This window comes from Shimia biformata (assembly GCF_016888515.1).
GTDB classification, from domain to species: Bacteria; Pseudomonadota; Alphaproteobacteria; order Rhodobacterales; family Rhodobacteraceae; genus Shimia_A; species Shimia_A biformata.
This window is the reverse complement of the sequence record NZ_JAFEJK010000001.1, coordinates 172,178-191,745: the sequence shown is the minus strand read 5'-3', so window position 1 is coordinate 191,745 and position 19,568 is coordinate 172,178. Positions and strand designations below refer to the sequence as shown.

Below are 19,568 nucleotides of genomic sequence, written 5' to 3'. Positions count from 1 at the left end.
CACATCGCCGCGTTAACGGTCGTCCCCGTCAGTGTCGCCGTCCTCATCCAGAAACTCCTCGTCGATGGCGGCGTGGGCGGCGGCCATCACTGCCTCTTTCTGGCGGGCATCCAGATTGCGCGTGTCCTCATCCGCCAGCCGCACGGTGACTTCGCGGTGGGCAAACTTGATGCCTTCCCGTTCGAACAGCTCGCGGATTTCCTGATAGACCTTCTTTCGGACTAGCCATTGATCGCCGGGTTTCGTCATGAACTTCACGCGGATGATCATCGCGCTGTCCTGCATCTCGATCACGCCCTGCGATTTCAGCGGCTGGATGAAATTGTGGCCGATCACCGGGTCGTCCAGAAGTTCGATCCCAAGCTTCTTGATCAGCTTCCTGACTTTCTCGACATCCGTGTCATAGGTCACGCGCAAGGGCAGTTTCATGATAACCCAGTCGCGGGAATAGTTGGTTAGTTGCTGGATTTCTCCAAACGGTATGGTGTGAAGCGGGCCCAGATGATGGCGCAGCTGGAAGGACCGGACCGAGATGTTCTCGACCGTGCCTTTGACGCTTCCGACGTCGATATATTCGCCTTTGCGGAAGGCGTCGTCGATCAGGAAGAATGCGCCCGAGAAGATGTCTCGCACCAGCGATTGCGCGCCAAAACCGATGGCGAGGCCAACAACCCCGGCTCCGGCAAACAGCGGGCTGACATTTATTCCCAATTCCAACAATGCGATCAACGCGATGGTCACGACGATGATGATGAGGATGAAGTTGCGGAACAGAGGCAATAGGGTCGCCAACCGGCTGGCCCCCCCAGCCCCGCCTTCATCACCCGGTTCCAATTCCTGTTCGGGGCCGGCTTCGTCGCGGATCTTGGTGTCGATCCAGATGCGGAAAGCGTTGTACGCCACGTAGCCGATGAAAAGGATCACCACGATTTCCAGCGTTTCTCGCAGGAAAAGGGCAAAGGGCACGACATCGTCGGCGTCCCAGATACTGATGCAGGCAAATCCGCCGGCAACCAGCGCCAGCATGCCGGCAACCCGTCGGGCGAGGTCTTCAAACGTGTTCAGGCCCTGGGTTGTCTCTGTGTCGACCGTGTCCGTCGCGGTATCACGCCCGTCTTCCGCTTGCGCGCCGTCATTGCGCTCTCGGGCTTCGCGACTGCGCTGAAAATAGTGTTCGATGCCCCAGTTCACCAGGGCATAGACCACGATGATAGACGTCAGGATCGTATAGGCCGAGGCAATCAGCGGCGCAGAAAGAGGGCGTTCCAGAACCAGATCAAAAGTCAGCTTCAACCAGGCGAAGACCACGTAAAGAATGACCAGCGGCGCCCAGATCCGAGAGCCGAACCGTGTCAGCAGCGATACGCTGTGCTGGCTTCGTCCGCCCAGAAACGCGTTCACGATTGCGCGGCGGTTGGCAAAGACCATGGCGATGTAGATCAGCGCCAACAGAAGCGAACCAAGCGACAGGATCAGCGCATAAACGTCATAGTTCAACCCCAGCTCGCGCAGCCAGATCGTCAGCATCAGGATCGAGACATCGACCAGCGCCAGAACCGAAAGCCAGATATACAGTTTGCGGGCATCCCCGTCGGAAAAATGCGGGATTCGGTATTGCGGCGCATATGGCGACAAAATCATCCGCCAGACCAGGGCCGCCGACCTGGTCACCACAAAGGCAAATGTGGTGGCGACGATCGTGAAATCGACCGCAGTATCGTCGGATACACCAAAGACCAGCCCACCAACGACAAAGGCGACCACGACCGAGATTGCAACGCCGATCAGACCCAGAAGGAAGCGGTTGGCCAGAAAGGGCAACTTCCCGGAATAGCCTCGCGGAGCGTCATCCGGGCTGGTCTTCAGCTGTGGCTTCACAAGGCGTTTGGTCCAAAACTCTCGTTCGACCAGCATGCCAAGCCCCAGAAGGGCCAGCGTCAGCGCTGCGACCTTGAAGAATGTGATGATTGTTCCATCCGGGCTGGAGGCACGCAGGATAAAGATCACCTCATTCAGCGAAGCGGGCATCGCTTCGAGTCGTTTCAGAAGCGCGGCACGGAATTGCTGCGCCCTTTTTTGCCCCATCATCAGTGAAGAAGGGGTTTGTTCATCCGGCGTCGTTGTGGTTTGTTTGCCATCCTTAACCGTTGTTGCCGGGGCCAGAACCGTACCGCTGCCGTCGATCACGATGACGCTGACCCCGGCCTCTGCTGCGGCTTTCAATGCGTCGGACAGTTCGGTCGCATCGGTGGTGTCCTGAGCGTCGACAGGCGAAGCCGCAGACGCAAAGACGCTCAACAGAACAAGTTGGAGTAGGGCAAGTACCGGTTTCAGCATTTTCTGTCAGCCTGTTGAGGTGGTATTCCAAGGCTTAGTCCAGAAAACCGGTCTCGGCAAATTCGGGTTTTGCGCCATCCTTGTATCGGAACGCCGCACAGGGCTTTTTCGGGTGACATCGCTGTAGATATTGGGTAGCGCAAACAGGGCATTTCAAACACCGGGAGAGTGCGTTGAGCGACCGGACAAACGAAAAGATCGCAGTTCTTGGTCTGGGATATGTCGGCCTTCCCCTCGCGTTGGCGCTGGGCCGGGCCGGGATGCGGGTTGTCGGCTTTGACACCAACCCACGCCTTGTCGACGCATTGCGTGCAGGGCGTGATCCCAACGCCGAGGTCGCGGAACGCTCGATCCTGGAAAGCAAGGCGGCGTTTTCCTGCGCGGCGAATGATCTGTCTGACAGCACGGTCTTCATCATCGCCGTGCCGACACCGATCAACGATGCCAAATCACCGGACCTTGGTCCGATCCGCGGGGCCTGTGCGTCGATTGGTCCGCATCTGAAGGCGGGCGACCTGGTGATCCTGGAATCCACGGTTTATCCCGGCGTCACGGAAGAGGTCTGTGGCCCCGATCTGGCCGCCGCCAGTGGGCTGACCGCGGGTCGGGATTTCAAACTGGCCTATTCACCCGAGCGGGTGAACCCCGGCGATGCCGAACACTCACTCGAAACCGTGGTCAAGGTGATCTCGGCTCAGGATGACGAGACCCTCGACCGGGTCGAGGCGATCTATGCCCCGATCGTGAAGGCCGGGCTGCACCGGGCATCATCGATCAAAACCGCCGAGGCTGCAAAGGTGATCGAGAACACCCAGCGCGACCTGAACATCGCTTTGGTCAATGAATTCGCGCTGATCTTCTCGCGGATGGGTCTTGATACGCTTGAGGTGCTTGAGGCCGCCGGAACAAAGTGGAATTTCCTTCCGTTCCGTCCCGGACTGGTTGGTGGTCACTGTATCGGTGTCGACCCCTATTACCTGACCTACCGCGCCGAGCAGTTGGGTTATCACCCCGAAGTGATCCTTGCGGGACGCCGGATCAACGACCACATGGGCCACCACATCGCGCAGGAAACCGTCAAGGCAATGCTGGCGCGCGGGGTCAATCCGTCCGGCGCGCGGGTGCTTGTGATGGGGTTTGCGTTCAAGGAAAACTGCGCAGATATTCGCAACACCCGCGTTGCCGATATCGTGGACGAGTTGAAAAGCTTTTCCGCTGACGTAGATATCTGGGACCCTTGGGTTGATGCCGATGAATTGAAGGCCGAATACGGGGTCGAAACGGTGGCAATGCCCGAAAATGGGGCGTATGACGCTGTTATTGTTGCGGTTGCACACTCCCAGTTCCGGGAATTGGGCGCTGCCGGGATCAGGGCACTCGGAAAGCCCGGCGCATTGTTGTACGATATCAAGGGTGTGCTGGCGAAATCCGACTCGGACCTGCGCCTGTGACAGGAAAATGAGCGGGGAAGTCGTTTGGCGGAAACGGCCACACATATCTCGGACCTGAGCGGCAATTCATCGCCGCGAGTGCTGTTTTACAGCCACGACACCTTTGGGCTGGGCCATTTGCGGCGCTCGCGGGCGCTTGCCAGTGCGATCACGCAGGCCGATGACAGCATCTCGGCGATCATCCTGACCGGGTCCCCTGTGGCCGGTCGGTTTACTTTCCCGCCGCGAGTCGATCACATCCGGCTGCCCGGCGTCACCAAGAATCCCGACGGGTCATATGCGTCGGAAACCCTGGGTCTGGATATCGACGAGACGACATCGCTGCGGGCCGGGCTGATCAAGTCGACGGCCGAGTATTTCAACCCCGATATCCTTGTTGTCGACAAAGAGCCAACGGGCTTCCGAGGAGAGTTGATTCCGGCCTTGGACTGGCTGAAATCAAGGCGCCGCGCCCATATCGTTCTGGGGTTGCGCGACGTTCTGGACGATCCCGAGACATTGGCCAGCGAGTGGGAGCGCAAAGGCGCGACCGAGGCAGCGCGCAAGTATTACGACGAAGTCTGGGTCTATGGCTTGCGCTCGATCTATGACCCGACCATGGGGCTGCCGATCCCGCCCGAGATGCGTGCGCGGATGCGCTGGACGGGTTACCTGCGGCGCGAGGCGTTGACCGAGGGCGTCATACCGCTTGAGGATTACATCCTTGTCACGCCGGGTGGCGGCGGTGATGGTGCGAGCATGGTGAACCTCGTCCTTTCAGCCTATGAACAGGACCCCGAGTTGTCACCGAAAGCCAAAATTGTCTATGGCCCCTTCCTTTCCGGCGAAGCCCGGGCCGAGTTCGAAGCCCGCGTTCAGGCGCTGAACGGCCGGGTTGAGTCTGTTGGATTTGACAGTCGGATCGAGAACCTGATCTCGGGTGCCAAAGGCATCGTGTCGATGGGCGGATACAATACATTTTGCGAAACTCTGTCCTTCGACAAGCCCGCCGTGATCGTGCCTCGTACCAAACCCCGGTTGGAACAGCATATTCGCGCCAGTAGAGCCGAAGAACTTGGGCTGGTTCGAATGCTGGACGTGCATCGCAATGAATTGACACCCGAGGCGATGATCTGCGCCATTCGTGCGTTGCCGACCCAGCCCAAACCCTCCGCCGCCTTTGTTCCCGGTCTGCTGGACGGGTTGGAGTTTGTCGCAGAACGCGCGCAGGATATGTTGGGCCTCGATCGGAGCAAGGCGCGCGCATGACGCAGCCAAAAGGGAAGCTTGCCGTAGTGGTCAAGGGTTGGCCGCGCCTGTCGGAAACCTTCATTGCGCAGGAATTGGTGGCGCTTGAGGCGCGTGGGCATGATCTGGATATCTGGTCGCTGCGTTTTCCCACCGATAAGAAACGCCACCCGCTGCACGATCGTTTGACCGCCAAGGTCCGCTACCTGCCGGAATACCTTTATGAAGAACCACGCCGGGTCACGAAGGCGATGGTTCGCGCGATGGGGCGCAAGGGGTTCTGGCGGGCGCTTCGGATCTGGGCAAAGGATTTCGCGCGAGACCGGTCCACGAACCGGGTCCGCCGTTTTGGTCAGGCCTGTGTTCTGGCGATGGAACTGCCGCCCGAAACCAGCGCTTTTTACGCGCATTTCATGCACACGCCTGCGTCCGTTGCGCGCTATGCTTCGATCATAACGGGCCTGCCGTGGGCGGCATCGGCCCATGCCAAGGACATCTGGACCTCGCCAGAGTGGGAAAAGCGCGAAAAGCTGCAAGAGTCGACACACGGCGCCACTTTTCTGGCAACTTGCACGGGCTTTGGGGCTGAGCATCTAAAGGGGTTGGCGGATGATCCGGAGCGTGTGTCGCTGGTTTACCACGGGCTTGATCTGGCGCGTTTCCCGGCCCCGCCCGAAGGCCGGCCCCCTTCTACACGCTTCCGTATGGTGTCCGTCGGTCGGCTGGTCGAGAAAAAGGGATTTGACCGGTTGATCGAAGCGCTGGCGCTGTTGCCGACTCAACTGGATTGGCATTGGGTTCACATCGGCGGGGGTGGTGACGGGGCCCTGTTGAAGATGCAGGCCAATCGGTTGGGGATAGACGACTGGATCGAGTGGAGAGGCGCCTGCGATCAGCCCGAGGTGATCGCCGCCATGCGCGAGGCCGATCTGTTTGTCCTTCCTAGCCGGATTGCCGCCGACGGTGACCGCGACGGGTTGCCCAACGTTTTGATGGAGGCAGCCAGCCAGAAGTTGCCGATCCTGTCGACCCCGGTATCGGCAATCCCCGAGTTTATCACGTCGGGCAAGGATGGCCTTCTCAGCGACGACGACCCCAAGGCGCTGGCCGAGGCGATCACCCTTTTGGCGAATTCGCCGCAAATGCGGGCAGAGATGGCCGAGGCTGCCTATCAGCGCCTGACCCGCGACTTCCTGATGGATCCCGGCATCGACGCGTTGGGCAAACGCCTTCAAGAGATGGTCCGGTGACCCGGATCGCCTTTTATGCACCGATGAAGTCACCCAACCATGCGGTGCCGTCTGGTGACAGAGAGATGGCGCGCGGGTTGATGGCGGCGCTGGCGCGTGATGGGGCGGAGGTCGCACTCGTATCCGAATTTCAGACCCGCGACGGGCGCGGCGATGCAGATGCCCAGGCGCGGATCAAGGCGGGCGCGCGGGACGAGGTTCTGCGCCTGACGGCGACGGGCGGATGGGATCTCTGGGTGACCTATCACAATTATTACAAGGCGCCGGATCTGGTCGGGCCTGCGGTGTCGGCGGAACTGGGGATTCCTTACGTTATTGTGGAGCCCAGCCGAGCGGACAAACGACTGACAGGGCCATGGGCGGATTTTGAAAGGGCGGCTGGGGCGGCATGTGATACCGCGTCAGTTCTGTTTCATCTGACGCAAGAAGACCGGGAGGTGTTGGCCCGACATGCCCGTCCCAATCAGGTCATTCGCCACCTCGCACCCTTTCTGAACATGGAAACCTTGCCGGATGCCCAGACGGCGCCGCTCCAACCGGTGATCCTGACCGCCGGAATGATGCGGCATCGCGACAAGCTGGCATCGTATGAAAGGCTGGCGGAGGCGCTGACAAGGCTTCCCGACGAGGAATGGAGCTTGCATGTCGCCGGGGATGGCCCGGCACGGGCCGAGGTTGAGGCTCTGTTTCAGCCCTTTGGCGGGAAAGTGCGCTGGCTTGGACAGTTGGACCGGGCGGGCATGCAGGCTGCCTATCGGAACGCGACCTGTTTTGTCTGGCCTGGCGTGAATGAGGCGTTTGGCATGGTCTATCTGGAAGCGCAGGCGCAAGGGTGTCCCGCGCTTGCCGAGGCCTATCCCGGCCCGGCATCTGTTATGCCGGCGGGAACGGCGACCCAGGTCGGGGATGCCACTGCTTTGGCTGCGGCAATCACACGGTTGATCGCCGAACCGACCCACAGGCAAAATGCAGCGGTTCGCGCTCGGAAATTCATGGAGGACGGCCATTTGATTACAGCCGCACGCCAGACATTGTGGTCTGAGCTTTCGAGTTTATTGAAAGGGGTGGCATGATCCGTTTTGCCATGATGCGCCATGGTCATACACCGTGGAACCGAGCCGGTCGAATTCAAGGCCGAACCGATATCCCTCTGGATGACGACGGCCGTGCTGCGTTGGAAGAGTTTACATTGCCTGCCGACTGGCAGGATGTCGCGGTTGTCGCAAGCCCGCTTGCCCGTGCGGTCGAAACCGCCCGGATCGTGACCGGACAGGTCCCCGCCACCGTTCCCGCTCTGATCGAGATGGACTGGGGCGACTGGGAGGGTCTGCATGGCCTCGACCTGAAGGCCGACCCGAAAAGCGGGTTCCGTGACATCGAGCAGTGGGGCTGGGATTATCGCCCGCCAAATGGTGAAAGCCCGCAGGATGTGTGGAATCGGATCGAACCATGGCTGATGGGGCTGACGAGAGACACATTGGCTGTCTGTCATATCGGCACGATGCGGATGATCCTTGCCCGCGCAACAGGATGGGATTTCGATGGGCCTGCGCCCTTCACCATCAAACGCAGCCGCCTTTACATGCTTGAGATCGACGATGGCGACTTGAGGGTCGCAACACCTGACTCGGTGCGCATTCGGCCGGTCGCGCCATGAGGGTTACGATCGCGGTAACGCACCTTCTTGGGGCAGGCCACCTCAGTCGCGCCCTGACGCTTGGCCGCGCCTTTGCCGGGGCCGGGCATCAGGTTCAGGTCCTGTCTGGCGGCCGTCCGGCGCGGCATCTGTCCGCAGACGGGCTGACACTGGTGCAATTGCCGCCGATCGCCTCGGACGGAACCAATTTCACCCGGCTTCTGGACGTCGACGGACAGGTCGCGGGCCCGGCGGTTTTTGCCCGCCGCCAAACGGCAGCGATCAATGCCATGTCCGAGTTCCAGCCACAGGTGTTGATAACGGAATTGTTCCCTTTTGGGCGCCGCTCGTTGTCATCTGAGTTTGTCGCGCTGATCGAAGCCGCCCGTGGGCTGCCTTCCCCGCCGGTCGTCCTGTCGTCTGTGCGCGACATACTTGCGCCGCCATCGAAGCCCGCCAAGGTCGAGAAAGCCGAGGCGTTGCTGCAGGAATATTATGACGCGGTACTGGTGCATTCCGATGCCGCTGTCGTCGCCCTTGATGCTAGCTGGCCGGTGTCAGACCGCGTGGCCGAAATGCTGCGTTATACCGGCTTTGTCGCGCCACCCCTGCCCGCTGCAGCGCAACAAGGTGACGGGATAGGTGAGATTCTGGTCAGCGCCGGGGGCGGCTCGGTCGGAGACCACATTTTTGCCGCAGCGTTGAAGGCCGCATGCGGGGATGGACGCCGGTGGCGCCTGCTGGTCGGCGGGGCAGATGCCAGCTCACGTATCTCGGCATGGCGGACGGATGCACCTAAGAACCTGATACTGGAACCGGTGCGGCCAGACTTTCGTGAGTTGATCCAACGCGCCACCTGTTCGGTGTCCATGTGTGGCTACAATACCGCGATGGATTTACTGCAATCCGGGGTCCCTTCCGTGATCGTGCCGTTTGATGACGGCGGCGAGGTTGAGCAGTCCCTGCGCGCCACGGCGCTTGGCGTTTTGCCGGGGATCGAAGTGGTTGCAGCTGCCGATCTGGGGGCGGAGACACTATTAGGCGCAATTGACTTGGCCACCGGGTCGCCGGACAGGTCGGTAACAACCATCGGATTTGACGGCGCAGCCGAGACCGTGCGGGTGGTTCAGGACATCGTCGCCGGGAAGGAACGCAGATGATGGCCGACTGGACACCCCTCAGGCAAGAAATGGCAATCTGGCGAGACGATGGGCTGACCTTGCCGGTCTGGTGGCGTGACGACGATGCGGCCGTGCCGACACCCGCACTTGACCACCTTCTGAACTTGTCACGCGCTGTCGGTATTCCGGTCCATTTGGCGGTGATCCCGGCGGATGCTGGACTGGACCTGGCGGCGTTGTTAGCGGGCGCGGACAATGCAATACCAGTCGTGCATGGCTGGGCACATGAAAACCACGCGCCGCAGGGTCAGAAAAAAGCCGAGTTTGGTGGTCACAGGCCATTGGAGGTCATGCAGGCCGAAATCGGGCAAGGGCTGGCGAAGCTTCAAGACCTGTTTGGCGACAGGTTGTCGCCGATCTTCGTGCCGCCGTGGAACCGGGTTTCTTCGGGCATCCCGGACGCGATAGCCCAGGTCGGGTTCAAAGCGATCTCGACCTACCTGCCGCGAATCCAAACATTTGCAGCGCCGGGACTGAAACAGATCAACACCCACATCGATCCGATTTTCTGGCGCGGACATCGCGGTCTGGTGGATCCTGATACGCTGTTGGCGCAGCTGGTGGCGCTATTACGGGATCGTCGGCAAGGTCACGCGGACAATGCCGAGCCGCTTGGCTATCTCACACATCACCTTGTGCATGACGATGATATCTGGGACTTCTCGCTGAGGTTCTGGAATGAACTTGCCGAAGGGCCGATCACGCCCTGGCGGATGGATTTGGACACCGATACGGAAGAGGTGCGGAAATGAGCAGACTGGACAGCATGATGCGCCGCCTCGCGGCCCAGCGCGACGGGCTGGAATGGGGGCTGGCCCAGTTGGACGGGATTGAAGGCGATGTTTTGGACATGGGGCTGGGCAACGGCCGCACCTATGACCATCTGCGCGAAAAGGCGGATGGTCGCCGGATCTGGGTCATCGACCGTATCCTGCAATGCCATCCCTCCTGCGTCCCACCGGAAGAGGACTTTCTGCAAGGTGAGGCCGAGGACATGCTGCGCAAACTTGCCGGGATGGGGGCCAAGGTGGTCATGGGCCACTATGACTTTGGCTTTGGCGAAAAGGAAAAGGACGTCGCCGAAGCCGCGCGCCTGTCGCCGCTGATTGCCGATGTAATGGCGCCGGGCGGGGTTCTGGTCTCAGGGCAGCCGCTGGTCGGGTTTGACGAAGTTGCCGGACCAGAGGGCATCCAGCCGGGACGCTATTACTTCTATCGCACCTGATCAGGGGGCACCCACCGGAACCACATGGCACAGGACAGGTTCCGCGACATTGTGCAGTTTCACCTTGCCCAATTCCCGGACCTCGTAACCTTCGCCTGCGAAATCGGAAGAAACCACGATGGCCTGACCTTCGCGTTTGCCAAGGTCACCCAGCCGAGCCGCGATATTGGCCGGGGCGCCGATAACCGTGAAATCCAGCCGATCCCGCGAACCGACATTGCCATAAGTCACCCGGCCATAGGCGATGCCGATGGCGCAACTAATTGGGTCGGCCTCTTCCTCACGCGTCTGGATTTCGAAGGCGCGCACGATTTCTCTGGCCGCGTCAACGGCATTGCGCCGTGCGGTTTCCGGGTTTTTCTCGGCGGGAAAGACAGCCAGAACCGCGTCGCCGATAAACTTCAACACTTCGCCCTGATACTGTTCGACCATTTTGGCCGTGGTCTCAAAAAACCGGTTCAACAGTTCCAGATAGTCCGCCTGCGGCATGGCCTCGGACAGGGCGGTCGATCCTCGCAGATCGCAGAACATGATGGCAGCATCGATCTCATCGCCGTCGCCGCGCCGGATTTCGCCGCCCAGCACCCGCGCACCCGAGCGTTTGCCCACATATGTCTCAAGAAGCGATTGGGCGTTTTCGCGTTGGGTGAATGTTTCGAGATAACGGCTGATGACGGGCGCGCATTCAAAAACCATCCCCAGATTGGCGGTTGTAAAACCGTCGGGATGGTCGCTGGCCAATGTCAGCACATTTGTCCGCCCGTCGGTAAAGGGCAGCGGCATGGCGACATAATCCGTCGCGCCTTCAGCCCGCAGATCTGTAATCACTGGAAACGCATCGTCGCCGCCGGGTCCGATGATCTGGCGTACACCACCCAGACCCTTGGACACGTGCCGCAGGGGACTGTTGAGGAACGAGGGGTGTTCATAAAGCTCATAGGATGGGGCAAAGGTCTCGATCTCGTCCGCGCCACGCCGCCAGATATAGTTGCGTCCCGCGATCAGCGGGTGCAGCGACCAAATCATCAGGCTCAGGCGCGATACGGCGATTCCATGGTCGACCATTTTTTCGCCAAGCGCCTTGGCGAAGTCCTCGGGTGTGCGGCATAGCCACGCCTCGCGCAGCAGCCAGTCGACCAGCGGTCCGCTGATGTTTCCACCCCGCGGCCCGCCCAGGTCGATACCGCCCGTGTCGATCCTGTCGGCCACGCCGGGCATGAACCCGACATAGCCGTCAATCGCTGCACTTTCCGGCAACGGCCGCGCATAGGTCCAGATTGCATTTGGAAAAACCACGCCGCCCAGGGTGATGTCGTGATATCGCGCGGTGCCTTTGAAAGGGCAAAACGTTTTGAGGTCAGTAAAGCCGCCGGTTTCGATCTTCACGTCCTCGGCGGGAACATAGACCTGTGGCGGCAAGCGGGTTTCGTAAACCACCTTGGCGCGGGTCGTCTCGGCCAGCACGACCTCGCCGCGCATCACGCGCACAGGCCCGTCCAGAGGTTTGATCTCGATCCCGTAGTCGGCGGAAATGTCTGTGTGAATGCTCATCTCTGTCCCTCTCAGCGGCCAAGATGGGCCTTGAGACAAAGGATTGAAAGGCCGGCACACGAAAGGGTGTTTGCGGTGTTGGCGCTTTCTCTTTCTTCCAATACCTTGGGGTGAATTGGCCAGGGGCCAAGAGGGGCAACGCCCCTAATCCCCTCACAGCACCCGGATCACGTCCTTGTCGATGGCCAGCATGTATCCCTTGCGCGCGATATTCTTGACCAGCAGTTCGCTGACCATCTGATTGCCCAGTGTGTCGCGCAGCCGTTTGATCCGCGTCGCGCCTGCGGCCTCTTCACAGTTCTCGGCAGCCTTGCCCGAGATCATCGCCTCGATCTCGACTCCGGACAAAACCTCGTCATCCATGCGCGCCTCGGCCAGAACGCTGAGGGTTTCCAGCGCGGCATCGGTCAGCTTGAACCCCATGTTGTTCAGATAGACTGTCTTTTCCTCTCTGCTGATCAGAAGCGAGTTCACCTGGATACCTGCGCGCTCGATCTCACCCATACGGCGGTTCAGCGTGACCAGCAGGACAAGAAAGACCAGCGCCGCGACCAACAGGGCAGTGGCAAAGACCAAAAGCACGAAGATCACCGTGCGATAGCTGGCCAGCGTGTCGGAAAACGCGGTGCCCGAATGGGCAAGGATTTCCAGCAACTTGATTTCCGCCTGGCTGGTCAGGTCGTCGTTCTCCAGGAAAAGCTGTTCGACCCGCGCGTTGAACGCGTTGGCATCGGGCAGGGTCAGAAACAGCACCACTGCCGCAATCAGCAGGATTGCGACGATGGCAGCAATACCAAGCCCCACGGTGCGGCTGCCCAGACGCCGCGCGTCAGTAGCGGAGATAATAGGGTCCGGCACTCTGTTCCTTTCCGTTCAACCCGTCGTCGTCAAAGACCGACAGGACGTTCAGCAGTGTCCAGCCATCGCGCTTGATCCGCGCGGCGACCTCGTCCCGAGCCGCCTTTTTCGAGCAATCGCCACGCAGTTCGACGACGCCGTAATGCAGCTTCAGCGGGTTGTCCTTCTTGGCCTTATAATCGGCATAACACCCTGCGCTTGCGGTTTGCGCCGCCAAGATCAGGCCGACCGACAGGCCGAATATGGGGATCATGTTTTTCATGCTCCAACCCTGCGCGTTAATCACGCGATATTCAATAACAACAGGGCGTTGCAGCGGGTGATATCGAATAACAACGGGGCGTTATTGCGTGACTTCTACCAGCGAGAGGATGGTTCTCCCACACCGCCGGTTCCCCGGCACTGACACGGGAAACCATACCCCAAGACAGGAGTTCTCAAATGTCCCGCAAGTTCATCGCCGCCATCCTTGCCGCATCGGTCACCGTGACCGCGCTCAACGCCCGCCCCGCCCATGCCCTGTCCGAGGACCAGCTGGGCGCGCTGATTTTTGGCGGCGCGACGCTGCTGATTATCGGCAATGCCATCAAGAACAAGAAAAACGATCCCGAACCCGTTGTGACCCGCCGCACCAATCGCGACTGGGACCACCGCCATCGGGACCGTAACTGGGACCATCGCCATGGCGACCGCGACTGGAACAACCGCAATTCGCACGACGGCAAGGCGCCGCGTCACGATGCACGGGCGTTGCCGCGCGATTGCATGCGGGTTCATCGCGTTCGGGGCGAAGATGTCTACATGGTTGGCGATCGCTGTCTGGCGCGGAACTATCGCAACTATAACCGTCTGCCGCGGTCCTGCCGCGTCGGAACCCAGACCAATCGTGGCTATCGCCAGGGGTTCAATCCACATTGCCTGCGCCGCAACGGGTACACGTTGTCACGTCGATAAGTGGCGGTCGGGCAGTTCCGGCCCCTCGCGAGGGGAGAGGCCGGGCCAGGGCCGGGGGGTGACCTCCGGCCCTTCTTGCATTGCGCGCGCCGTGGCGATGGTGTTTCAAGACCACATGACAAAACCCGATTACTCCATTGAACAAGCGGCGCGGAACCGTGGCTTTCAGATCATCGCAGGTGTGGACGAGGTCGGGCGCGGACCTCTGGCAGGGCCGGTGACTGCGGCGGCGGTGATCCTGAACCCGGACAACATTCCCGAGGGTCTGAACGATTCAAAGAAGTTGTCGGCAAAACGCCGCGCGTCCCTGTGGGATGCGATCCACGCGGCGGCTGAGGTTTCCATCGCCCATGCGAGCGTTGCAGAGATCGACGAACACAACATCTTGCGTGCCAGTCACATCGCGATGGAACGCGCGGTTGCCGGACTTTCACGCCGCCCCGACCATTTGCTGATCGACGGCAACTTGATTCCTGCCGGGTTGAACGGATCGGCGGAAGCCGTGGTCAAGGGCGACGCGCTGTCCGTCTCGATTTCAGCGGCTTCAATTGTGGCAAAAATTTGTCGTGACCGCATCATGGAGGATTTGGCGCAACAGTTCCCCGGCTATGGCTGGGAAACCAACGCTGGATACCCGTCAAAAAGCCACAAGGACGCGCTTCGAAATCTTGGTGTGACCCCACACCATAGGCGTTCGTTCAAACCCGTCCACAATATCTTGTATCAAGACTAAAATGTAACCTCTTGATTCAAAAAAGAAATTGACGGCGAATCGCCTTTGACTCATCTTTGTCTCAACCGAGAGCGCACAAAAACAGCGCCGGGTAACGAGGCAGAATATGACAACGAAGACCAAAGCAAAGAGCGCGACAGCGCTCCCTCTGAACACGATTCTTGACGGTGACTGCATCGAGATGATGAACAGTCTGCCAGCAAATTCGATCGACCTGATCTTTGCGGATCCCCCCTATAACCTGCAGTTGCGCGGCGACCTGCATCGCCCGGACAATTCCAAGGTGGACGCAGTTGACGACCACTGGGATCAGTTCGCCAGCTTCAAGGCCTATGACAAGTTTACGCGTGAGTGGCTGAAGGCCGCGCGCCGCTTGTTGAAGCCCAACGGCGCGATCTGGGTGATCGGGTCCTATCACAACATTTTCCGCCTTGGCGCCGAGTTGCAGAACCAGGGTTTCTGGATTTTGAACGACGTGGTCTGGCGCAAGTCGAACCCGATGCCCAATTTCCGCGGTAAGCGGTTCACCAATGCGCACGAGACGATGATCTGGGCCTCAAAGGAAGAGGGCGCGAAATATACCTTCAACTACGAGGCGCTGAAGGCGTTGAACGAAGGTGTGCAGATGCGTTCCGACTGGGTGCTGCCGATTTGCACCGGCCATGAGCGGCTGAAGGATGAAAACGGCGACAAGGCACATCCGACACAAAAGCCGGAAAGTCTGTTGCACCGGGTTCTGGTCGGTTCGACAAATCCCGGCGACGTGGTGCTTGACCCGTTCTTCGGCACTGGAACGACGGGCGCAGTCGCCAAGATGCTGGGCCGCGAGTTCATCGGTATCGAGCGTGAGGAAGCCTATCGCAAGGTTGCCGAAAAGCGTCTGTCCAAAGTGCGCAAGTATGACCGCGAGGCGTTGACCGTTTCTGCCAGCAAGCGCGCCGAGCCGCGAGTGCCCTTTGGCCAGCTGGTTGAACGCGGCATGTTGCGTCCGGGCGAGAACCTCTATTCTGTCAATGGCCGCCACAAGGCCAAGCTGCGCGCGGATGGCACGCTGATCGGCGATGACGTCAAGGGCTCGATCCACCAGGTTGGCGCCCATCTGGAGGGCGCACCCAGCTGCAATGGCTGGACCTACTGGGCCTTCAAGAAGGACGGCAAGAAAATTCCGATCGACATCCTGCGCCAGCAGATCCGTGCGGAAATGGCCGATCGGCCCAACTGATACCTCGTCAACGACAAAGTTACCGCCGGTGTCTGTGGCCTGACTTTCGCAGGCACCTAGACTGATGCCCCGCCCTTGTTTGGCGGGGCTTTTTTCGACGGAACCGCCCAATCCAACCGTATCAGACGCGACAAACGGACCCGACAGCCGGCTCATGGGTTTGAATATCGGGTGCATCACCCAATATAGTCGGGATACTTCGGCGCGGACAAAGGAGGGCTGATCATGTCTGACAGCCAGGCGGCACCGGCACGCAGACGGTTCCTTCGACGATTCGACGAAGCCACGCCAGAACACAATCGCTATACCATGGCGACACTTGAGCGGCACAAGCGTCAGGGTCTTGAACTGGCCGTGCAAGCGCGCTGGGCGGCGTTGGCCGTGATTGCCGTGCTTCTGCCCCTGCTCAACCCGCGTTGGGAGGTTCTTTACTACGAGGCATGGCTGCTGGTCTTTGCCGGGATCGGGTACATGATGCGCCGTGTCGGGCGGGTCGGTCAAAGCCGTGCGGAACTGGCATGGCTGTTTGCCGATCTTGCGCTGATGACCTTTGTCCTGGTCTATCCCAACCCATTCGCGGGCGAGGATATTCCGGCGCCCATCGGGTATCGTTTTCAGAACTTTCCCTATTTCTATGTCCTGCTGGCGGCGGGCACACTGGCCTATACCTGGCGCACGATCCTGGCCTTCGGTACCTGGACCACGGGGCTGTGGATGGGCGCGCTTCTGGTGTCTTGGTTGTTCTATGATCCGGTGGATGGCTGGACCGAGGCCGTCACCGACGCAGTCGGTAATGACCGACTGGCCGACCTGTTTGACCCCAACAGTTTCGGCTTTCAGCTGCGCATCCAGGAGGTGGTGATCTTTGTCATTGTCGCGGTGATTCTTGCCGTGTCGATCCGCCGGTTCAACGCGCTTCTGTTGTCAAACGCATCGCTCGAACGAGAGCGGGCAAACCTGTCGCGCTATTTCTCGCCCAATGTGGTCGACGAACTCAGCCACAATGACGAACCGCTGAAACAGATCCGTACCCAGGACGTCGCGGTGATGTTTGTCGATATCGTCGGCTTTACCCATCTGGCGCGGAACCGACCTCCCGACGAAGTGATCGCCATTCTGCGCGGATTTCATGGCCGGATGGAGGCCGAGGTGTTCCAGCATCGCGGCACGCTCGACAAATATCTTGGCGATGGGCTGATGGCGACTTTCGGAACCCCAGTCGCGGGAGACACGGACGCGACCAACGCGCTTAACTGCGCCGAAGCAATGTTGCGGGTGATGGAGCGCTGGAACCGTGACCGTGCCGCTGCCGGTGAACCTGAGATCCAGATCGGCATTGGAATTCACTACGGCGCGGCGGTTCTGGGCGACATTGGCGCGAACCGGCTTGAGTTCGCGGTGATTGGCAACACGGTCAATGTCGCCAGCCGGCTGGAAAGCCTGTCGCGGCCGCTTGGTGTACCGCTGGTGATTTCCGAAGCCATGCATGCGCGCGTGTTGGAAGAGGGTGGCGATTTCCCCGAAAACATGACCCGCCACGATGGGCAGTCTCTTCGCGGGCTGGAAGAACCGATGAGTGTCTGGGTGCCGGGATAGGACTGTGCAGATGGACCTCCGCCGAGGGTGTCCCTGACGTCTGGCGAACAAACTCTAGCGCGGCATTGGGTTCGTTGCCTTGTTGTAAGGCTTCCAGTCGGTGATCTCGGGGTAGTACATGCCCCGCCATTTGCGCACCCGCGGGTTCATCACCTTTTTCCAGAGGGGCGGCACCATCGCCGCCATGGTCATCACCGGGTAGCCATAGGGCAGTTGCGGCGCATCGGCCTCGGTATAGTTTTGCAGCAGCGGGAAGCGACGATCGGGTTTGTAGTGATGATCCGAGTGGCGCTGAAGGTTGATCAAAAGCCAATTCGATGCCTTTTGCGCGGCATTCCACGAATGATGCGGCATCACGTGTTCATATTTGCCATCGCCCAGGTGTTTACGGGTCAGACCGTAGTGTTCGACATAGTTCACCAGTTCCAACTGCCAGATCGCGATATAGGCCTGCCAGATGAACAGCAGAACTCCGACCCATCCGCCGACGATCAGCGCCAAAAGCAGCATTGCGCCCTGCAACGCCCAATAGCGCCAGAACGGATTGGACAAGTCGGTCCACGGCAGGTCCTTGCGCGCAAGCATTTGCTTCTCGGCGCGGAACGCGGATTTCAACGATCCGATCAGAACGCGCGGGAAGAAGCGGTGAAACCCTTCGTTATAGCGCGCCGTCACCGGATCACGCGGAGTGCCGACATAGCGGTGATGCACGAGCAGGTGCTCGGAACGGAAATGCGAATACAGCACCATCGCCAACAGAATGTCGCCCAGCCAGCGTTCCGTCTTGTTTTTCTGGTGCATCAGTTCGTGGGAATAATTGATGCCGATTGTGCCAGTGACCACGCCGACACCGAAGAACAGCCCGATTGTCGCGGCTGTTGACAAGTGGTCGGTATGGGTGGCGTACCAGATCATGCCGAACAGGGTGATGAATTGCAGCGGCGGCCAGATCAGGGTGACTAGCCGATACCAGCGCAAGTCTTCCTCGCCGATGGCAGGGTCGGCATTGTCCAGGTTCAATCCCGTCACCGCATCAAGTGCGGTAAACAGATACCACGTGACCACGGGAACCAGCAGCACCCACCAACCACCTAGCCCGGCGACGATCCAGATCAGTGGTACCAGACCCAAAGACAACCAGAATGGCAGTGCGCTTTGCACCTTCGAGACCTGATCCGCAGTCAGCATAGCCATGAATTTGTCCTTCCCGGTCGTGAGATGCCTGACACGTCCGCGCGTTGCCGCGACCCTAAGGCGATCTAGCCCTTGGTGGCAAGATCATAGGCCTTGCGCATTACCGTAGGCAGATTCGAGGGCGAGAATTCGTCTTTTTCGACAAACGTGCCGCGCTGCGCGGGTCGATCCAGTGGTACCAAAGCGGTCTTCACGGTCAGGCGCAGGTGAAAATGGGTGAAAGTGTGGCGCGCTTCGCCCGGAACGGTCTTCCATTCCGCCCTGATCGGGGCGGCGTGGTCTGGTGTGGCACCCTCGGCCCAGGCGGACCCCGGCCAGCCCAACATGCCGCCCAGCAGACCTTCGGGAGGACGGGTCTCAAGCAGGATCGCTCCATCGACACGACGCGCGATATAAGCGGTGCCAAATCGCACGGGCTTGGGCTTCTTCGGAGTTTTGCGCGGGAGGTCGGCGGCAGTGCCGTTCGCGCGGGCGATGCAGGGTGTGCGCCAGGGGCAGATACCGCAGGCCGGGTTCTTGGGCGTGCAGATCGTCGCTCCTAGGTCCATCACCGCCTGAGCATAGTCTCCGGGTCGCCTGGTCGGGGTCAGTTGGTCCGCAAGGTCGGTCAACTCGGGCTTGGCAGCGGGCAGGGGCGTCGTGACTTCGTACAGCCGTGACATCACCCGCTCGACGTTGCCATCAACCACGGTGGCGGGGCGGTCAAAGGCGATGGCGGCAATGGCGGCGGCGGTATAGGGGCCGATACCCGGCAGGGTCAAAAGCCCCTCGACCGTATCGGGGAACTGGCCACCATGGTCGTCCCGCAGAACGCGGGCGCATTTCAGAAGGTTTCGGGCGCGGGCGTAATAGCCAAGCCCGGCCCAAGCCCCCATGACGTCGGCGTCTTTTGCATTTGCCAGGGCCGTCACATTCGGCCAGCGGGTGGTGAAGGCGATGAAATAGTCACGCACCGCCGCGACGGTGGTCTGTTGCAACATGATCTCGGACAGCCAGACCCGATAGGGGTCCGGCACGATCCCCGCGTTGCGGTCGGCCGGACCGACGCGCCATGGCATTTTGCGGGTATGGCGGTCATACCATTCCAGCAAGTCGGCGGAATTTGGCATGTCACGCAAGTTTTATCGCTCCGCTAGTTGGGTTTCGCTGGCGC

18 protein-coding genes are annotated in these 19,568 nt (G+C 60.2%); 12 read left to right on the top strand and 6 right to left on the bottom strand.

Translation table 11 applies throughout. The features are described from left to right. Window positions 1-12: 12 nt before the first annotated feature. Window positions 13-2,337 carry a mechanosensitive ion channel family protein gene (locus JQ863_RS00900; RefSeq protein WP_204112452.1) on the bottom strand — a complete coding sequence of 775 codons (2,325 nt, stop codon included), beginning with the start codon at window positions 2,335-2,337 and terminating at the stop codon, window positions 13-15. 173 nt (window positions 2,338-2,510) lie between these two features. On the opposite strand from JQ863_RS00900, the gene JQ863_RS00895 reads away from it, so the two are divergent. Genes JQ863_RS00895 through JQ863_RS00860 form a run of 8 tightly spaced genes read left to right on the top strand, consistent with a single transcriptional unit; the run spans window position 2,511 to window position 10,307 of the window. Beyond that, window positions 2,511-3,788 carry a nucleotide sugar dehydrogenase gene (locus JQ863_RS00895; RefSeq protein ID WP_204112451.1) on the top strand — a complete coding sequence of 426 codons (1,278 nt, stop codon included), beginning with the start codon at window positions 2,511-2,513 and terminating at the stop codon, window positions 3,786-3,788. A 24-nt stretch (window positions 3,789-3,812) separates the two neighbouring features. Further along, window positions 3,813-5,036 (top strand): glycosyltransferase family protein, encoded by a 1,224-nt coding sequence (locus tag JQ863_RS00890; RefSeq protein WP_204112450.1) that lies wholly within the window; start codon window positions 3,813-3,815, stop codon window positions 5,034-5,036. Continuing rightward, window positions 5,033-6,265 carry a glycosyltransferase family 4 protein gene (locus JQ863_RS00885; protein ID WP_204112449.1) on the top strand — a complete coding sequence of 411 codons (1,233 nt, stop codon included), beginning with the start codon at window positions 5,033-5,035 and terminating at the stop codon, window positions 6,263-6,265. The genes JQ863_RS00890 and JQ863_RS00885 overlap by 4 nt, the downstream gene beginning before the upstream one ends. Beyond that, on the top strand, window positions 6,262-7,338 hold the full coding sequence (locus JQ863_RS00880; RefSeq protein WP_338055454.1) for a glycosyltransferase family 4 protein: 1,077 nt from the start codon (window positions 6,262-6,264) through the stop codon (window positions 7,336-7,338). The genes JQ863_RS00885 and JQ863_RS00880 overlap by 4 nt, the downstream gene beginning before the upstream one ends. Further along, the gene (locus JQ863_RS00875; RefSeq protein WP_204112448.1) at window positions 7,335-7,922 is read left to right on the top strand and encodes a histidine phosphatase family protein; all 588 of its coding nucleotides are present in this window, start codon (window positions 7,335-7,337) and stop codon (window positions 7,920-7,922) included. The genes JQ863_RS00880 and JQ863_RS00875 overlap by 4 nt, the downstream gene beginning before the upstream one ends. Continuing rightward, window positions 7,919-9,061 (top strand): glycosyltransferase family protein, encoded by a 1,143-nt coding sequence (locus JQ863_RS00870; protein ID WP_204112447.1) that lies wholly within the window; start codon window positions 7,919-7,921, stop codon window positions 9,059-9,061. Before JQ863_RS00875 ends, JQ863_RS00870 begins: the two co-directional genes overlap by 4 nt. A gap of 29 nt (window positions 9,062-9,090) precedes the next feature. Next, window positions 9,091-9,834 (top strand): polysaccharide deacetylase family protein, encoded by a 744-nt coding sequence (locus tag JQ863_RS00865; RefSeq protein ID WP_239113184.1) that lies wholly within the window; start codon window positions 9,091-9,093, stop codon window positions 9,832-9,834. Next, window positions 9,831-10,307, top strand: a complete 477-nt coding sequence (locus JQ863_RS00860; protein WP_204112445.1) for a class I SAM-dependent methyltransferase — start codon at window positions 9,831-9,833, stop codon at window positions 10,305-10,307. Before JQ863_RS00865 ends, JQ863_RS00860 begins: the two co-directional genes overlap by 4 nt. Here the strand turns inward: JQ863_RS00860 and JQ863_RS00855 are convergent, their stop codons facing one another. The 3 genes from JQ863_RS00855 to JQ863_RS00845 all read right to left on the bottom strand — a co-directional run bounded on the left by JQ863_RS00855 (window position 10,308) and on the right by JQ863_RS00845 (window position 12,978). Next, window positions 10,308-11,858, bottom strand: a complete 1,551-nt coding sequence (locus JQ863_RS00855; protein ID WP_204112444.1) for a DUF427 domain-containing protein — start codon at window positions 11,856-11,858, stop codon at window positions 10,308-10,310. A 153-nt stretch (window positions 11,859-12,011) separates the two neighbouring features. Next, window positions 12,012-12,716: a hypothetical protein gene (locus JQ863_RS00850; protein WP_204112443.1), complete on the bottom strand. Its 705-nt coding sequence runs from the start codon at window positions 12,714-12,716 to the stop codon at window positions 12,012-12,014. Continuing rightward, the gene (locus JQ863_RS00845) at window positions 12,688-12,978 is read right to left on the bottom strand and encodes a hypothetical protein (RefSeq protein ID WP_204112442.1); all 291 of its coding nucleotides are present in this window, start codon (window positions 12,976-12,978) and stop codon (window positions 12,688-12,690) included. Before JQ863_RS00845 ends, JQ863_RS00850 begins: the two co-directional genes overlap by 29 nt. 179 nt (window positions 12,979-13,157) lie before the next feature. Here JQ863_RS00845 and JQ863_RS00840 point away from each other — a divergent pair, with 179 nt between their 5' ends. The 4 genes from JQ863_RS00840 (at window position 13,158) to JQ863_RS00825 (ending at window position 17,221) form a co-directional block, all read left to right on the top strand. After that, complete coding sequence (locus tag JQ863_RS00840; RefSeq protein WP_204112441.1) at window positions 13,158-13,670, top strand: hypothetical protein; 513 nt, start codon at window positions 13,158-13,160, stop codon at window positions 13,668-13,670. A gap of 115 nt (window positions 13,671-13,785) precedes the next feature. Then, a complete protein-coding gene (locus JQ863_RS00835; RefSeq protein WP_204112440.1) occupies window positions 13,786-14,403 on the top strand; it encodes a ribonuclease HII in 618 nt (205 codons plus the stop codon). Between the two features lie 106 nt (window positions 14,404-14,509). Then, entirely contained in the window at window positions 14,510-15,625 is a 1,116-nt protein-coding gene (locus JQ863_RS00830) for a site-specific DNA-methyltransferase (protein ID WP_204112439.1), read from the top strand. Window positions 15,626-15,850: 225 nt separating this feature from the next. Continuing rightward, entirely contained in the window at window positions 15,851-17,221 is a 1,371-nt protein-coding gene (locus JQ863_RS00825; RefSeq protein ID WP_204112438.1) for an adenylate/guanylate cyclase domain-containing protein, read from the top strand. A gap of 54 nt (window positions 17,222-17,275) precedes the next feature. Here the strand turns inward: JQ863_RS00825 and JQ863_RS00820 are convergent, their stop codons facing one another. Both JQ863_RS00820 and mutY read right to left on the bottom strand, forming a co-directional pair. Further along, window positions 17,276-18,409, bottom strand: a complete 1,134-nt coding sequence (locus tag JQ863_RS00820) for an alkane 1-monooxygenase (RefSeq protein WP_204115015.1) — start codon at window positions 18,407-18,409, stop codon at window positions 17,276-17,278. 71 nt (window positions 18,410-18,480) lie between these two features. Next, window positions 18,481-19,533, bottom strand: coding sequence for an A/G-specific adenine glycosylase (mutY, locus tag JQ863_RS00815; protein WP_204112437.1), 1,053 nt, complete (start codon window positions 19,531-19,533; stop codon window positions 18,481-18,483). Window positions 19,534-19,568 lie beyond the last annotated feature (35 nt).

Coding starts and splice junctions, on each gene's coding strand:
- JQ863_RS00825 (WP_204112438.1), top strand. CDS start 15,851: ATGTCTGACAGCCAGGCGGCACCGGCACGCAGACGGTTCCTTCGACGA.
- JQ863_RS00860 (WP_204112445.1), top strand. CDS start 9,831: ATGAGCAGACTGGACAGCATGATGCGCCGCCTCGCGGCCCAGCGCGAC.
- JQ863_RS00865 (WP_239113184.1), top strand. CDS start 9,091: ATGGCAATCTGGCGAGACGATGGGCTGACCTTGCCGGTCTGGTGGCGT.
- JQ863_RS00875 (WP_204112448.1), top strand. CDS start 7,335: ATGATCCGTTTTGCCATGATGCGCCATGGTCATACACCGTGGAACCGA.
- JQ863_RS00820 (WP_204115015.1), bottom strand. CDS start 18,409: ATGCTGACTGCGGATCAGGTCTCGAAGGTGCAAAGCGCACTGCCATTC.
- JQ863_RS00900 (WP_204112452.1), bottom strand. CDS start 2,337: ATGCTGAAACCGGTACTTGCCCTACTCCAACTTGTTCTGTTGAGCGTC.
- JQ863_RS00835 (WP_204112440.1), top strand. CDS start 13,786: ATGACAAAACCCGATTACTCCATTGAACAAGCGGCGCGGAACCGTGGC.
- JQ863_RS00840 (WP_204112441.1), top strand. CDS start 13,158: ATGTCCCGCAAGTTCATCGCCGCCATCCTTGCCGCATCGGTCACCGTG.
- JQ863_RS00885 (WP_204112449.1), top strand. CDS start 5,033: ATGACGCAGCCAAAAGGGAAGCTTGCCGTAGTGGTCAAGGGTTGGCCG.
- JQ863_RS00830 (WP_204112439.1), top strand. CDS start 14,510: ATGACAACGAAGACCAAAGCAAAGAGCGCGACAGCGCTCCCTCTGAAC.
- JQ863_RS00845 (WP_204112442.1), bottom strand. CDS start 12,978: ATGAAAAACATGATCCCCATATTCGGCCTGTCGGTCGGCCTGATCTTG.
- JQ863_RS00855 (WP_204112444.1), bottom strand. CDS start 11,858: ATGAGCATTCACACAGACATTTCCGCCGACTACGGGATCGAGATCAAA.
- JQ863_RS00870 (WP_204112447.1), top strand. CDS start 7,919: ATGAGGGTTACGATCGCGGTAACGCACCTTCTTGGGGCAGGCCACCTC.